18 protein-coding genes are annotated in these 14,349 nt (G+C 72.4%); all 18 read left to right on the forward strand.

Annotated elements, in window-relative coordinates; translation table 11 throughout:
• Window positions 1-25: 25 nt before the first annotated feature.
• The 18 genes from AC3WT4_RS02475 to AC3WT4_RS02560 all read left to right on the forward strand — a co-directional run bounded on the left by AC3WT4_RS02475 (window position 26) and on the right by AC3WT4_RS02560 (window position 14,345).
• Window positions 26-262, forward strand: a complete 237-nt coding sequence (locus tag AC3WT4_RS02475) for a hypothetical protein (RefSeq protein WP_492314606.1) — start codon at window positions 26-28, stop codon at window positions 260-262.
• On the forward strand, window positions 259-498 hold the full coding sequence (locus tag AC3WT4_RS02480) for a hypothetical protein (RefSeq protein WP_492314607.1): 240 nt from the start codon (window positions 259-261) through the stop codon (window positions 496-498). Before AC3WT4_RS02475 ends, AC3WT4_RS02480 begins: the two co-directional genes overlap by 4 nt.
• Window positions 495-1,541 (forward strand): DNA translocase FtsK, encoded by a 1,047-nt coding sequence (locus AC3WT4_RS02485; RefSeq protein ID WP_492314608.1) that lies wholly within the window; start codon window positions 495-497, stop codon window positions 1,539-1,541. The genes AC3WT4_RS02480 and AC3WT4_RS02485 overlap by 4 nt, the downstream gene beginning before the upstream one ends.
• Window positions 1,538-2,221, forward strand: a complete 684-nt coding sequence (locus AC3WT4_RS02490; RefSeq protein ID WP_492314609.1) for a hypothetical protein — start codon at window positions 1,538-1,540, stop codon at window positions 2,219-2,221. Before AC3WT4_RS02485 ends, AC3WT4_RS02490 begins: the two co-directional genes overlap by 4 nt.
• Entirely contained in the window at window positions 2,214-2,387 is a 174-nt protein-coding gene (locus AC3WT4_RS02495; RefSeq protein ID WP_492314610.1) for a hypothetical protein, read from the forward strand. Before AC3WT4_RS02490 ends, AC3WT4_RS02495 begins: the two co-directional genes overlap by 8 nt.
• Window positions 2,388-2,694: 307 nt before the next feature.
• A complete protein-coding gene (locus AC3WT4_RS02500; protein WP_492314611.1) occupies window positions 2,695-3,897 on the forward strand; it encodes an HNH endonuclease in 1,203 nt (400 codons plus the stop codon).
• An 11-nt stretch (window positions 3,898-3,908) separates the two neighbouring features.
• Entirely contained in the window at window positions 3,909-4,655 is a 747-nt protein-coding gene (locus AC3WT4_RS02505) for a DUF7341 domain-containing protein (protein WP_492314612.1), read from the forward strand.
• Window positions 4,656-4,965: 310 nt separating this feature from the next.
• The gene (locus AC3WT4_RS02510) at window positions 4,966-5,265 is read left to right on the forward strand and encodes a hypothetical protein (RefSeq protein WP_492314613.1); all 300 of its coding nucleotides are present in this window, start codon (window positions 4,966-4,968) and stop codon (window positions 5,263-5,265) included.
• Window positions 5,243-5,584, forward strand: a complete 342-nt coding sequence (locus AC3WT4_RS02515; RefSeq protein ID WP_492314614.1) for an HNH endonuclease — start codon at window positions 5,243-5,245, stop codon at window positions 5,582-5,584. Before AC3WT4_RS02510 ends, AC3WT4_RS02515 begins: the two co-directional genes overlap by 23 nt.
• Window positions 5,585-5,594: 10 nt before the next feature.
• Entirely contained in the window at window positions 5,595-5,969 is a 375-nt protein-coding gene (locus AC3WT4_RS02520; RefSeq protein ID WP_492314615.1) for a hypothetical protein, read from the forward strand.
• 186 nt (window positions 5,970-6,155) lie between these two features.
• The gene (locus AC3WT4_RS02525; protein WP_492314616.1) at window positions 6,156-7,478 is read left to right on the forward strand and encodes a DNA methyltransferase; all 1,323 of its coding nucleotides are present in this window, start codon (window positions 6,156-6,158) and stop codon (window positions 7,476-7,478) included.
• Window positions 7,468-8,154, forward strand: coding sequence for a terminase small subunit (locus tag AC3WT4_RS02530; RefSeq protein WP_459256437.1), 687 nt, complete (start codon window positions 7,468-7,470; stop codon window positions 8,152-8,154). Before AC3WT4_RS02525 ends, AC3WT4_RS02530 begins: the two co-directional genes overlap by 11 nt.
• A complete protein-coding gene (locus AC3WT4_RS02535) occupies window positions 8,048-9,889 on the forward strand; it encodes a terminase large subunit domain-containing protein (protein WP_492314617.1) in 1,842 nt (613 codons plus the stop codon). The genes AC3WT4_RS02530 and AC3WT4_RS02535 overlap by 107 nt, the downstream gene beginning before the upstream one ends.
• A 17-nt stretch (window positions 9,890-9,906) precedes the next feature.
• Window positions 9,907-11,352 carry a phage portal protein family protein gene (locus tag AC3WT4_RS02540; protein ID WP_492314618.1) on the forward strand — a complete coding sequence of 482 codons (1,446 nt, stop codon included), beginning with the start codon at window positions 9,907-9,909 and terminating at the stop codon, window positions 11,350-11,352.
• Window positions 11,349-12,665, forward strand: coding sequence for a head maturation protease, ClpP-related (locus AC3WT4_RS02545; RefSeq protein WP_492314619.1), 1,317 nt, complete (start codon window positions 11,349-11,351; stop codon window positions 12,663-12,665). Before AC3WT4_RS02540 ends, AC3WT4_RS02545 begins: the two co-directional genes overlap by 4 nt.
• A 3-nt stretch (window positions 12,666-12,668) precedes the next feature.
• Window positions 12,669-13,028 (forward strand): capsid cement protein, encoded by a 360-nt coding sequence (locus AC3WT4_RS02550; RefSeq protein ID WP_492314620.1) that lies wholly within the window; start codon window positions 12,669-12,671, stop codon window positions 13,026-13,028.
• 13 nt (window positions 13,029-13,041) lie between these two features.
• Window positions 13,042-13,953: a phage major capsid protein gene (locus AC3WT4_RS02555; RefSeq protein WP_459256430.1), complete on the forward strand. Its 912-nt coding sequence runs from the start codon at window positions 13,042-13,044 to the stop codon at window positions 13,951-13,953.
• Between the two features lie 5 nt (window positions 13,954-13,958).
• Window positions 13,959-14,345: a hypothetical protein gene (locus AC3WT4_RS02560; RefSeq protein WP_492314621.1), complete on the forward strand. Its 387-nt coding sequence runs from the start codon at window positions 13,959-13,961 to the stop codon at window positions 14,343-14,345.
• The last annotated feature ends 4 nt before the right edge of the window (window positions 14,346-14,349 follow it).

Below are 14,349 nucleotides of genomic sequence, written 5' to 3' on the forward strand. Positions count from 1 at the left end.
GGACGCGGCGGCGTTGTACGGCGCCGTGCTCCCCGAACTGTCCCGCTTCCGCTCCCAGGTGAGCGACGGCATCCACGAGGCCCGCGCGCAGGAGCAGTGGGTCGCCGAGATGGCCGCCCGGGGCGCGCTGACGCCCGAGCACCGCGCCGCGTACCGGGCGCTCGTCGACGCGGGCGTGCAACCCCACCAGCTCCGCTTCCTCGCGACCGCCATCGCGTGCGGCGGTGCCGATCCCACCACCGAGAAGGGAGATCCCTCGTGAGCACCTTCCACGGCACCCAGGGCAAGGGCGCGATGCGCCGCCACCGCGACATCAAGCGCGCCGAGGCCGAACAGCGCCAGGCATCGTTCGAGCGCGATGTCGCCCGCGTCATGACCGAGCAGAACGTGCTCCCCCTCACCGCTCGCGTCGCCGCCGCGTCCTCCCGGCGCATGAGCCGCCGCGTCGCGCACCGTCGCGCCGTCCGCGCCCAGGGAGCACCGGAGACCCGCGCATGACCGCGTTCACCATCCGCCGCGGCGACTTCACCGCGGCGCTCGCGGCCCTGCTCCCGCACGCGGGCGCCGAGTACCCCTACGGGCTGGTGCGGTTCACCCCGGGTGGCGACCGCCTGTACGCGTGGACGGCGAACGGGTTCACGCTCGGCGCGGCGTCGATCACGCTGTTCGAGCACCTCGACGCCGGCGCGGACGTCTTCGACGTCCCCGCGGCGGCCGCCGGCAACCTGCTGCAGGTCTTCCGCGCGACGGGGCCCGCCGAGGCTCGGGCGATGGCGGAGAACGACGAGCTGCGCGTCGAGGTCACCGACCAGCACGTCACGGTCACCGAGCGCGGACAGATCATGGACGGCGAGTCGCTCCAGGTCGTCCCGGTGCAGCGCAGCGGCGAGGACCACTACCCCGACGTCCCGTCGATCCTCGCGCACCTGATCGGGGCGCCCGTGACGACCGACCGCGCGCAGATCGCGCCCGACCGCGTCCGGGCGTTCCTCGCGGCAGGCAAGGCCTACGGCGAGCTCGTCCTCGTGCGCCGCGGGCCGCGCGCGCTCGTCTTCCAGGCAGGGCCCCTCTTCATCGGTGCGGCCGTCGCGGACCGCCTCGACGAGCGCGACGTCGAGCGCATCGACGAGCGCTCGCGGGCGTGGGCCGACCTGCTGCAGTCCTACGCCCGCTCAACACCCACGCCCGCGTCCCCCCGGCTCGACCTCCGCACGAGCGAGCCCGGCCGCGCAACCGTCGTCACCCTGACCGCGGACGGCATCGAGCCCGTCGACCTCGACGCCGTGCTCCGCCCGCCCGTCTCGCTTCTGCGTGACGCGACCGAGCTCGTCGTCACCACGCAGTTCGCGTCCACCGCGATGCTGCAGCGCAAGCTCCGGATCGGCTTCGCCAAAGCGGGGCGCCTCATGTACTCGCTCGAGGGCTTCCGGATCGTCGGGCCGGCGGACGGGTCGAAGGCGCGCGAGGTCCTCTTCACTCCCGACCAGCTCGACGACGCGCTCGCCGCTGTCGATCCCCAACCCGAGGAGGAAGACCAGTGACCGACATCGTGGACCCGGGCCACATCGAGGAGATCGTCGGCGCACCCCGCTCGCTCGCACACCACTATGGCCGCGCCGTGTCTGCTGAACAGCGCATCTACATCCTGCACAGCAAGGTGTGCCTCGACAGCGGCGTCGACCTCCGCAACTGCCCCTTCTCCGTCGCGCTCGATCTCGGCGAGTCGCAGGTGGTGCCCCTGCAAAGGGACGTGCCCATACTGCTCGGCATCACCGCCGACGGGCTCCTCGCGGACCTGACGCTTGCGAGCATCCTCAGGGTCGACGCCGTCGCGCACGCGACACCCTCGGCCGTCGCCGCCTCCCTCGGCCCCGGGACCGAGCGCCACAGCCGGAGGCGCCCCGTGGCTGACTCGGCGCCTCACATCGCCCGCGCCACCGAGGAGATGCGCTCGAGGTTCGGCGCGGCGTGGATGGCTCACGACGACGCTCGCGCCGTCGTGTCCGCAGCCCTGCACGACCCCAGCGACCCCGACAAGCTGGCGCGCGAGTACGTCGCCCGCATGGCCCACGAGAGCTGGGCCACGGGATGCCAGCGAGTCTGCTTCCACGCCGTGTGGGACGACATGGACGAGCTCGCGCGGAACACCATCCGCGCCCAGCTCGACGCGATGTCGGCCGTGGTCCTCGGCGTCCGCGACGCGGAGAACGGCCGTGGCTGAGAGACGCCCCAAGCCCGACGGGCGCGTGAGCCTCTGGTGCGCCGTCTGCCGCCGGTACGTCGAGTACCGCGGGTGGGTCGACGAGGACGGCGCGACGCACGTCACCGCGCCGATGCTCGCCGCCCACCGCGCCCAGCACGCGGCGCTCGCGGACCGGGTGCGATGACGCCGTGCTGGGCGAGTTCGAGGTCATCGACTGCGCGGTCTGCGGCGGCTGGTTCACGACCCGCCCCGGGTCGAAGACCGGCCACGCGAAGGCGACCGGCCACTGGCCACGTCCCGTCGAGCCCGGTGACCCCGTGCCCCTGCGAGCTCGTCCCCTACGACCACGAGAGGAGGTGACCTCCGATGCCCGCTCGATCCCACTCGCGGATCCGCCGCCTGGCGAAGAAGCGCGCGGCTGAGCACCGCCGCAAGACCCAGACCCCGAAGTCCGCCCCGCGCGACGCCTGACACGAAGGACGACTCACCTCGTGCCCTACTTCATGATCGATGACCAGCTCCCGGTCAACCGCAAGACGAAGCAGCTCACCGCCCCGGCGCTCGCCGGCGACCTCAACGGGGTCGCCGCGCTGGGCATGTGGTCGCTGGCGGGCGCCTCGTCCCAGGCGGAGCTCTCGGACGGGCTCGTCACGATCCACGACCTGATCGCGCTCGTCTACGACGTCAACCTCGCACGGCAGCTCGCCGACCTCCTGGTCGCCGCAGGGCTGTGGCACACGGCCGGGCACGACTGCCCGCGCTGCGAGCCCGTGATGGACCCGCTCGCGTGGCGGTTCCACGACTGGTGGGCGATGAAGTACCAGCGCGGCGAGGTCGTGCGCGAGACCCGCGCGAAGGCGAAGGAGCAGCAGAACACCGAGCTCGTCGCCGCGGTGTGGGCGCGTGACTGCATCGATCCCGCGAAGCCCGGCATCGCCGAGTGCCGGTACTGCGGCAAGGTCGTCAAGCGCAAGGACAACCGGTCCGACTACGACGACCGCCCCCAGCTCGACCACGTGAACCCCTTCATCGCCGCGGGCCCGACGAACCTCGTCGTGGCCTGCGGTGGGTGCAACCGCAAGAAGGCCCGCCGCACGCCGGAGGACGCCGGAATGTCGCTGCGCCCCGAGCCCCGGCCGCTGGCCGCCGACGCTCCGACCGTGCCCGCCTCGCCCGCGCAGGCGCCCGCCGCTGAGACGACCGTCTCGCCGGGCCCCGCGGCCGCCGCGACGAGCACGACCGCCCGGGCCGTCGCGACCACGCCGGAGACCAAGCCTGGTCGACCGGCTGATCAGCAGGTGGTCGACCAGCCCTCCGAAAGTCCCCTCGCGGGTACGCGCGAGGGCGCGGGCGCGCACACGCCGGGGTCAGGGTCAGGGGTAGGGGTTGGGTCAGGTAGTGGGTCTGGACAGGGTGACCCGCGCTCGACCGGCACCCGACAGACCAAGCCTCGCCGTCGCAACCGCAAGCGTGGCCGCGGGAACCGAACCCAGCCCCAGACCAAGCCGCCCGCGCCTGCGCCCGCCGATCGCCCCGACCCGATGAACGCAGGCCCCGCGCCCAGGGTGCCCGTCGTCGGAACCATCGGCTCGCCCTGGCACGGCTACTCCGGTCCGCGCGACCCGCTCGGCGACGAGAACCACTGCCCCATGCACCACCTGCCCCAGCCCTGCCGCCGCTGCGCGAACGACTGACGAGGAGCCCCATGTCCGCCCACCACCGCACCGGAGATCGCTCGACCCAGCAGGTGATCTGCGACCGCATCGAGGACCGCGTCGTCGACCTCACCGAGCCGCACGTCGAGACGCTCGAGCAGTGGGTCCGCTCGGCCGACGGCACCCGGCTCGAGCCCGTGCGCCGCAAGGTCGACCACCCCTCGCTCGTCGGCCAGCTCCAGGTGGCCGCCTCCCGGAACAACACCGACTCCGCGTCCGGCGGGTACGAGTCCAAGCCCGTCGTGAACGTCCACGCCCTGTCGGCCCTGCAGGACATGCAGGCCGAGACCCGGGTCTGGGTGAAGGCAGTCGACCCGCGTCGCGCCGGCCGAGCCGACATGGCGGCACTCGTCGCGCGGCTGTGGTTCCTCGTCGACCGCGCCCCGACCCTCACCGACGAGCGACTGCTCACGCTCGACTTCGACGTGATGCGCTGGTGGTCCCACGCCCGGGTCACGACGACGTGGGGCGACGCGCCGATACGACCGCACGTGCCGTGCTCGGAGTGCGGAAAGCGGGGCTCGATCCGCGTCACGACGACCCCGACCTCGGCGGTCTGCCTCGAATGCGGAGCCGCCTGGGACCGGTCGACGATCGGAGCCCTGGGCGAGCACGTGCGGCTCATGCTCGCCCCGCCCATCGACGAGCTCGTGCACGACGACACCCCGGTCACCGAGCGCATCGTGCCGCTCGCCATGCCCGATGCCCCCGCCGTCCTGGGAGGGCTGGTCTCGTGACACGCGAACGAGCGCCCGAGTCGCCCGTCGCCGCTGGTGGCGTGTAGTCTCTGACCCGTTGGCACTGCTGTGCCCAGAAGCCCCCGATCGGATCATCCGGCCGGGGGCTTTCTGCTGCGCACACAGCGCACCCCCTGAGGACGACCGCCGCCGAGCACGACCGCGGTCCAGGCCGGCGCGCGCCAGGGCGGCGCGGGGCACGTCGAGCGGTCCGACGTCGCCGGTCTCCATCTACCTCGCTCGCTTCCGCCGGACCGACGTCGTCGGGGTACCGCGGTCGCGAGCGACCCACGTCACGAGGAGGACCACCATGGCGGCTCAGGACATCGATGCGGAGATCGTCGAGGCAGTTCGCGGCTCCATCGAGAACGAGTTCGGTCGGTACCTCGGCACGATGATCGGCCCGGGCGAGGCCTCCGCTGTGATCGAGGAACTCGCCCGCCGCGGCTTCGTCGTCGTCGACCTCGCCGACAGCGTGGCGGCGCCCGAGGAGCTCGCCGCGGCGCACGTGGTCACGGTCAACGTCACGGTGGCGGCGACGCCTGAGACGCTCGGCGACGTGCTCGAGCGGGTCGGGGCGCAGGTCGATGCGTACCTCGAGCGAGGGTAGGCACGTCCCGCCGTGGGCAGGTCGCGCGAAGGTCGAGGCGACCAGGCGCGTCAACCAGCTCGGTCGCTCGCACGTCGACGAGCACGGTGACCCCGCGCCGTTGCCGTGCGTGATCTGCGGGCAGGGCATCGACTACGACCTGCCGACGAGCCACCCGGACTCGTGCTCGGTGCAGCACCTCAGGCCGAGGAGCACGCACCCGCACCTCACGTGGGACCCGTCGAACTGGGCACCCGCGCACCTGCAGTGCAACAAGGCCGACGGGCCGCGCGGCCGCACGGCGACGGCGGCTCTCGGTCTGGTGTCGAACGACTGGTGAGGAGAACCCCATGGCGGATCACCGAGGGCTCGAGCCCGGGCACCTGCGGGACGTCGCGCTTCCGGCAGCCAAGGCCGGCAGGCGCGTCCTCGTCGTCCCCGTCACGCAGGACGCGGGCGACGCGCTGTTCGAGGCGCTCGACCCGACCGAGCTCGACGACGTCACGCACGTCGTGCGGACCCGCGGGCGTGAGTGCGTGCGCTTCGCCAACGGCGGGTCGCTGCGGATCGTCAGCGCGGGCGGCGCCCGCCACGGTGGTGCGCGCGGTGCCTCGGCAGACGTCGTGCTCGTCGACGGCGGCGCGCTGCCCGACGAGCGCCTCGAGCGCGAGCTCGCACCGACGTGGCGGCACGGCGGTTCGCTCGTCGTCGCTCCACTCGGCTGAGTCTCCCGGACCGGTGTCGAACGACCGGTGATCCGGGACTCATCCGGCTGGTCCGTCCGGGCTGGTTCCGGTCGTGGTCTCAGAAAATCTGGGGTCCCGCCAGCGGGACTGTTCCCGCCGACAGCGTCCTCTCCCCCCGGACGTTGACCCCACCCCCCATCCCCCGCGCGAAAGGACACATTTTCCTTGGAATCGCGCCGTTCTGAGGGCATCCGGCCCGAGCTGCAGCACCTCGCCGAGCCGGTCGAATCCCTCCGTCTGTACGAGGGCAACCCCCGCCGCAGTGTCGTGCCGAAGATCGCCGACTCGCTCACCGCCAACGGCCAGTACCGCGCCGTCACCGCACGCCGCGCGACGCGCGAGGTCCTCGCGGGCAACGCCGTCCTGCAGGCCGCGCAGTCGCTCGGCTGGACGCACCTGGCCGTCGAGTGGCTCGACGTCGACGAGGTCGCGGCCGCGCGCATCGTGCTCGTCGACAACCGGCTGTCCGACCTCGCGACCTACGACGACGACGCGCTCGCGGCGCTGCTCGAGGGGATGCCCGACCTCGACGGGACCGGCTGGACAGACGCCGAGGTCGCCGAGCTGCTCGCCGACCGGAGCGAGCCCGTCGCCCTCACCGGCGTCGACGAGCCGGCCCCGGTGCCCAGTCTCCCCAGGAGTGTCCTGGGCGACGTGTGGCAGCTCGGGGAGTCGCTGCTGCTGGTGGGCGACGCGACCGACACCCCGGCCGTCGCGGCGATGCTCGACGGCCGCGTGCCCGACTGCGTCTGGACCGACCCGCCCTACGGCGTCGCCTACGTCGGCGGCACCGCCGACGCGCTGACGATCCTCAACGACCACCCCGAGGACCTGCCCTCGCTGCTGCTCGGCGCGTTCTCCACCGCCGTCAAGGTCTGCCGCCCGGGCGCCCCCGTCTACGTCGCCTACGCCGCGATCGAGGGCATGTCGTTCGAGGCCGCGCTGCGCCAGGCCGGAGTTCTCGTGCGCCAGCAGCTCGTGTGGGTGAAGAACGCGCTCGTCCTCAGCCGGGCCGACTACCACTACCGGCACGAGCCGATCCTCGAGGGGCAGACGCCCGGCGAGGACGCCGACGAGCCGCTCACCCACGAGCTCCTCGCCTACGGGTTCGCCCCCGGCGGTGCCGGGCGGCTCGGGCGCGGCGGTCCGCACTGGTACGGCGACAACCGCCAGACGACCGTCTTCGAGATCGCCAAGCCCAAGCGCAACGCCGAGCACCCCACGATGAAGCCGGTCGACCTGGTGCTCGCGATGCTGCGCAACTCCTGCCCGCCCGGCGGGCTCGTCCTCGACCTGTTCGGTGGCTCCGGCTCGACCCTCATCGCCGCGCACCACCACCGCGCTCGCGCGGCGCTCGTCGAGCTCGACCCTCGCTACGCCGACGCGATCTGCCGTCGCTGGCAGGAGCACACCGGCGTGCTGCCGATCCACCGTGAGACGGGCCGCGCCGTCGACTTCACGCAGGAGGAGGTCGACGGTGTCGCGTAACGAGAAGACCTACGAGAAGCGGCAGAAGGTCCTCGAGCTGCGCCGCGCTGGCATGACGTTCGACGAGATCGCGCGTCGCGTCGGGTACGCCAACCGCGGCGGGGCGCGCAAGGCCTACGAGGCGGCGCTCGCGGACGCCGGGGTCTCCCCCACCACGGAGCAGACCCGCGCGCTCGAGCTCGACCGTCTGGACCGTCTGCAGACGGCGCTGTGGGCCCGCGCGGTCCGGGGCGACCTCGCGGTCATCGACCGCGTGCTCAAGATCAGCGAGCACCGGATGCGCCTCGAGGCGCGCCCCGAGGGCAACGACCACGCGATGCGCACCGCCCTCGAGCGGACCGTCGAGAAGTCCGAGCTGATCGACAAGGACGTGGACGCCGCGCTGATCGAGGCGGGCATGAAGATCGCCGACCGCATCGACGAGTCCGTCTCGCTCGGCGAGGGCTCCGACGCGACCCGCGTCCTGTACCTCGTCCCGCACTTCGTGAACATCCTGCGCGAGCTGCTCGCCACCCCGGCGGTCCGCTCGGGCCTCACGCCGGTCTCCGGCGGGAAGGGGGCGAAGTCGGGTGGCGCAGACGGGAAGGGCGGCGGCCCCGGCAAGGTCTCGAAGTTCTCGGAAGCGGCCGAGCAACGGCGGCGGCGGCAGCAGGCCGGCGGGACGGCCGCGGGCTAAGCGGCTCGGGAAGACGACGCCGCGGATCTACACCCCGCCGCTCGCCCCGCTCGAGCCCCGCACAGAGGAGACCGAGGCGCGCACGCTCGGCTACGACGTCATCGACTTCGCCGAGCAGGTCCTCGAGGTCACGCTCGTCCCGTGGCAGGCGTGGTTCCTGGTCCACGCGCTCGAGCTCAACGCCGACGGATCGCTCCGGTTCCGCACCGTGGTGCTGCTCGTCGCCCGGCAGAACGGCAAGTCCACCATCGCGCAGGTCCTGACGATCTGGCTCATGTGCGTGTGGGGCTGGCCCCTGATCCTCGGCACCGCGCAGGACCTCGACGTCGCCGAGGAGATCTGGTCCGACGTCGTCGACATGGTCCAGGAGAACGACGAGCTCTCCGGCATGGTCGACAAGGTCGTCAAGGTCAACGGGAAGAAGGCGCTCGAGCTCACGACCGGCCAGCGGTACAAGGTCAAGGCCGCGAACCGGCGCGCGGGCCGCGGCCTGTCCGGGAACCTCGTGCTCCTCGACGAGCTGCGCGAGCACCAGAACTGGCAGGCCTGGGGCGCGATCACGAAGACCACGCTCGCGCGCGCCGAGGCGATGATCCTCGCCCTGTCGAACGCCGGCGACATCACGTCCGTCGTGCTCGGGTACCTGCGCCGCACCGCGCACCGCGTGCTCGGCGACCCGGACGGGATCTGCGCCGCCGCGGAGCAGACCGCGTTCGGGCCCACCGAGTTCGACCTCGACGGGCTCCAGCTCGAGGAGGTCGGCGACGACGACGAGGACGAGCTCGACCTCGAGTACGGCGACGTCGACGTCGAGGACCTTGAGCAGGACGAGGACACGCTCGGCCTGTTCGAGTGGTCCGCTCCGCCCGGCTGCGACAAGCGCGACCGTGACGCGTGGGCGCAGGCGAACCCGTCCATGGGGTACACCGAGCTCTCCGAACGGAACATCGCCGCGGCGCTCAAGGAGCCCGACTACGTGTTCCGCACCGAGGTCCTGTGCCAGTGGATGGACGGCACCGAGACCGGCCCGTTCCCGCCCGGCTCGTGGGCCGACACCCGCGTCGAGCCGGTCGAGCAGGACGGCGAGCTCGTCCTCGCGGAGGACGACCGGATCGTCGGTCCGGTCGTCGTCGGGCTCGCCCAGGCCGCGGACCGGTCCATGACCTACGCCGCGGCCGCCGGCTACCGCCCCGACGGCGCGCCGCAGGTCGAGGTCTGGGCGGGCCGGTTCGGCATCGAGTGGGTCCGTGACTGGCTCGTCTCCGCGAAGCTCGAGGGGCGCGTGCTGCGCGTCACCGGGCAGTCGCGCGGCGCGCCCATCTCGACGCTCATGAAGCGCCTCAAGGAGGACCACCGCTTCCCGATCGAGGTGGTTGACCTCGCCGGGCCGGACCTCACGACTGCGCACGACGAGGCGTTCGACGCGGTCAAGGACGGCACGGTCTGGCACACCCCCCAGCCCGTGCTGGACCTCGCCGCCGAGACCGCCGCCGTGAAGCACCTGGCGGGCGGCACGTGGCTGATCGACCTACGCGAGTCCCCCGCTGACGCCGCGCCCCTGAGCGCGTGGATCGCGGCCCTGTGGCTGCTGAACCAGCACGTCCCGGCGACGCCTCCCCCGCCGGCGAGCCCGATCGTCATCACGACCGACCGCGCCGACGTCCACGGCTTCGACGGCTTCACGGGCGGGCACGACGGAGACCTCACTTCCGACCTGGCGACCGCCGGGTTCTGACCTCGAGAGGAGGGCCCATGGAGACCCCGACCGAGGAACAGGGCTACGGCACGACGACGGCCGCCGGATGGTGGGAGGACGAGGAGCCCACGCCCGAGCTGCGCTGGCCGAAGAACATCGAGGTGTACGACAAGATGCGTCGCACCGACGCGCAGGTCGGCTCCGTGCTGCGCGCCGTGACCCTGCCGGTGCGCCGCACGGCATGGTGGATCGACCCGAACGGAGCTCGACCCGAGGTCGCCGCGTTCGTCGCGGACAACCTCGGCCTGCCGATCAAGGGCGAGGACCCGAAGCCGGAGCCGCGCAGCAAGGACCGGTTCTCCTGGTCCGAGCACCTCCGGCTCGCGCTGCTCATGCTCGTGTTCGGGCACTCGCCGTTCGAGCAGGTCTACCGCATCGACGACGCCGGCATGGCGCGGCTGCGCAAGCTTGCGTGGCGGCCGCCGCGCACCATCGCGACGATCGAGGTCGCGTCCGACGGCGGGCTCGTCGCGATCCAGCAGCACGGCACGAGCAAGACCGCGCGCATGACCGTCGACCGGCTCGTGATGTACGTCAACGACCGCGAGGGCGGCAACTGGGTCGGGCAGTCGCTGCTACGGCCGGCGTACAAGTTCTGGCTCCTCAAGGACCGGCTGCTGCGCGTGCAGGCCCAGACCGTCGACCGCAACGGCATGGGCGTGCCCGTGTACACCGCCTCGGAGATCCCGGCGTCCATCTACGACAAGGACCCCGAGGCCTACGAGCGGCTGCGCAAGGAAGAGCTCGCGCGCGGCGAGGAGATCGCCCGCGCGTTCCGCTCGGGCAACACCTCGGGCGCCGCGATCCCGCACGGCGCGAAGCTCGAGCTGCTCGGCGTGCAGGGAACCCTGCCGGACGCCGACAAGCCGATCCGCTACTACGACGAGCAGATCGCGCGCGCGGTCCTCGCGCACTTCCTGAACCTTGGCACCGAGACCGGGTCCTGGGCGCTCGGGTCCACGTTCGCGGATTTCTTCACGCTCTCGCTGCAGAGCCTCGCGGACGACATCGCCGACGTCGCCACCCAGCACGTCGTCGAGGACCTCGTCGACCTCAACTTCGGCCCCTCCGAGCCCGCCCCGAAGGTCGCGCACGAGGAGATCGGTTCTCGCTCCGCGGCGACCGCTGAGGCGATCAAGGCGCTGATCGACTGCGGCGCGATCGTGCCCGATCCCCGGCTCGAGGCGGAGATGCGCCAGAAGTACGGGCTGCCGCCCGCCGACGCGAAGCTCGCCGCGACCGGGGTCGACCCCCGGGACCTCAAGGCCGCGCGCGACGCCGCGGAGGTGCTGCAGAAGTCCTACCTCGCCAAGGACACCGTGCTCTCCCAGGAGGAGCTGCGACGCCTCGCCGAACGCGCGGGCGTCGAGCTGTTCAGCCCGCCCACGTCCACGGCGCCACCGGCGCCGACGCCGGCACCCGACGAGACGGAGGAACCATGACCAGCTCGCTCGCTCAGGCACTCGTCGAGCCCGACCACAAGTGGTACTCGATGGAGGCGAACACCTCCGAGCGCACCGCCGAGATCATTCTGTACGGCGCGATCGGCGGCTGGTACGGCGTCCAGGCCGTCGACTTCGTGGCCGAGCTCGCCGACCTCGACGTCGACACGATCGAGCTGCGGGTCAACTCCCCGGGCGGCTCGGCCTACGACGGCATCGCGATCATGAACGCCCTGCACCGGCACAAGGCGCGCGTCGTCGCGACGGTCGACGGCCTCGCGGCCTCGGCCGCGTCGGTCATCGTCCAGGCGGCCGACGAGCTCGTCATGGGCCGCGGCTCGGAGCTGATGATCCACGACGCGTCGAACATCGCCTGGGGCAACGCGGGCGTGCTGCGCAAGGAGGCCGAGCACCTCGACCGCCTGTCGCAGTCCGTCGCCGGGATCTACGCCGAGCGCGCCGGCGGCACCGCCGACGAGTGGCGCGAGGCCATGCTCGCCGAGACGTGGTACTCGGCGCAGGAGGCCGTCGACGCCGGACTCGCCGACCGCGTCGAGGGCAAGGCCGACGACGAGGACGACGACGCCGACGACGCCGGTGCGACGAACTCCGCGGCCGCGCGCTACCGCGCGATGTTCGCCCACGCCGGACGCGCCGACGCACCCGCCCCGCACGTGCCCCAGAACGCGCACCGGCGCTCGCGTGAGCGCCTCTCGCTCGCGCAGGGCTCCCCGCTGCGCACGGCGCTGCACCTGGCCGCTCAGGCGGCCCCCACGCTTCCGGCCGAGCCGGAGGAGATCACCAACCCCAACCAGAAGGGAGCGTCCGCCATGACGGACCTCATCCAGGGGCTCCGTGAGCGGCTCGGCATCAAGGCCGACGCCAAGCTCGACGAGGACGGCCTGCTGGCCGCGCTCGACGAGGTGCTCGAGGAGCAGGCCACCGAGACCACCCAGGCGACCACGACGGCGCCCGAGGGCACCGTGCTCGTCGACAAGGAGCAGTACGCCACGCTGCAGGCCGACGCGAAGGCCGGGCGCGAGGCCCGCGAGGAGCAGCTCGCCGACGCCCGCCGCGCGACGGTCGACCTCGCCGTGCGTGAGGGCCGCATCCCGCCGGCGCGTCGCGAGTACTGGGAGAACCAGCTCGAGCACGACCCGGGCGCGAAGGACGTGCTCGAGGCGTTCCCGAAGGGCTCGATCCCGATCGAGTCCAAGGGCTACACCGGCGGCGTCGACGAGTCGTCCGACGACGACGGCGACCTGTACGTCAAGACGTTCGGCCCCACGGCCGAGACCACGAAGGAGGGCTGACCGATGGCCCAGTACCTGCCTCTGTTCCGCCCGGGCCAGACCGTCACGTTCAACGTGACGGCGGACGTGACGGGCGGCCAGCTCGTCCAGGTCGGCTCCGTCGACCGGTCCGTCGCCCCGGCCGCGGCCGCCTCGACGAGCGTGGTCGGCGTCGCCGGCCACGACGCGAAGGTCGGCGACAAGGTCACCGTCGAGGTCAACAAGCCGGTGCACCTGCTCGTCGCGACCGGTGCGGTGACGCGCGGCCAGCGCGTCGAGCCCGCAGCCACCGGCCGTGTGCGCACCCTCGCCGCGGGCTCCGCCTTCGGTATCGCCCTCACGTCCGCGGCCGACGGCGCTCCCGTCGAGATCATCCAGCTCTGAGAAAGGGAGCACCATGCTGACGTACCCCTTCACGCCGAGCCAGGTCTCGGCGGCCTCCGCCCTCGACCTGATCGCGTTCCTCAAGTCCCCGACGCTCGTCGCGCGCCGCATGGGCGAGATCCTCCAGGCGCAGCAGTTCATCGGGCTGTTCCTCCTGTCGGGCCGCTACACCCTGCAGGGCGGCGCGATCGCCGTCCCCGCGAACGAGAAGATCCGCACCGACCGCGCCGCGGAGACCGTCGCGCCCGGCGCCGAGTACAAGCTGACGCCGCTGAGCGCCGAGCAGTACGAGCTCTACACGGCGTCCAAGCAGGGCATCGCGACCGAGATCACGGACGAGGAGGTCGGCCGGTCCCTGCGCCAGCCGATCGACGACGCGTTCACGCTGCTGCAGACCGAGCTCGTGTTCGACGCGAACGAGCTCGCGCTCGGCGTCGTCCAGTCCTCGGTCACGCAGACCCTCGCCGCCGGCGCTGGCTGGACCAACGGCAAGCAGATCCTCAAGGACGCCCTGCGCATCAAGGCGGCCGCGCGCCGCCTCAAGCTCGGGTACTCCATCGACACGGCCGTCCTGAACGGCGAGCAGTACGCGGAGGTCATCCCCGAGCTGCTCGACATCCTTCCGGACAGCGACGACACCGCCCTCACCGGCGCGTTCCCCACGATCGGCGGGATCACGTGGATCTCGTCCGACGACGACGAGTTCGCCGACCCGATGTTCGTCGACCGGCGCCGCCTCGGCGGGATCGCGCGCGAGTCCATCCCCTCGCCCGAGTACCGCGACGTCGGCAACGACACGGGCGTGCAGATCACCTCCATCCGCGAGCCGAACGCGGACAAGACCCGCATCCAGGCCCGCAACCCGCACGTGCCGGTGGTCACCAACCCGCTCGCCGGCTACATCGTCACCGGAACGGGGGCCTGATCGCCATGACCGACCAGCAGCTCTACACCGCCGCGGCCGCCGTCGTGAAGGTCTCCGTCGGCGGGCCCGGGCCCCGGGTCGCGCAGATCCTGCGCCGGGGCGACGTCCTGCCGCTCGGCATCGACCAGGAGCGTCTCGACCAGCTCGAGGCCCGCGGCCTGATCGAGAAGGTCCCCGGCGAGGAGGCGACCGGCGGCGACGCGGGCTCCGGCCCGGCCGACGACGCGCCCACGAAGCCCGCCCCGAACGCCGGGTTCGACAAGCAGTACGCGTGGGCGCAGCACCTCGGCATCGAGGTGCCCGCCGACGTCGTCGAGGCCAAGGACAAGGACCAGGTCAAGGCGCTGGTCACGGCGCACGAGAAGGCCGCGTCCGAGTCCGGCGGCCAGTGAGGGA

The sequence above is a fragment of the Cellulosimicrobium sp. EB106-03-01-XG111 genome (genome assembly GCF_058792115.1).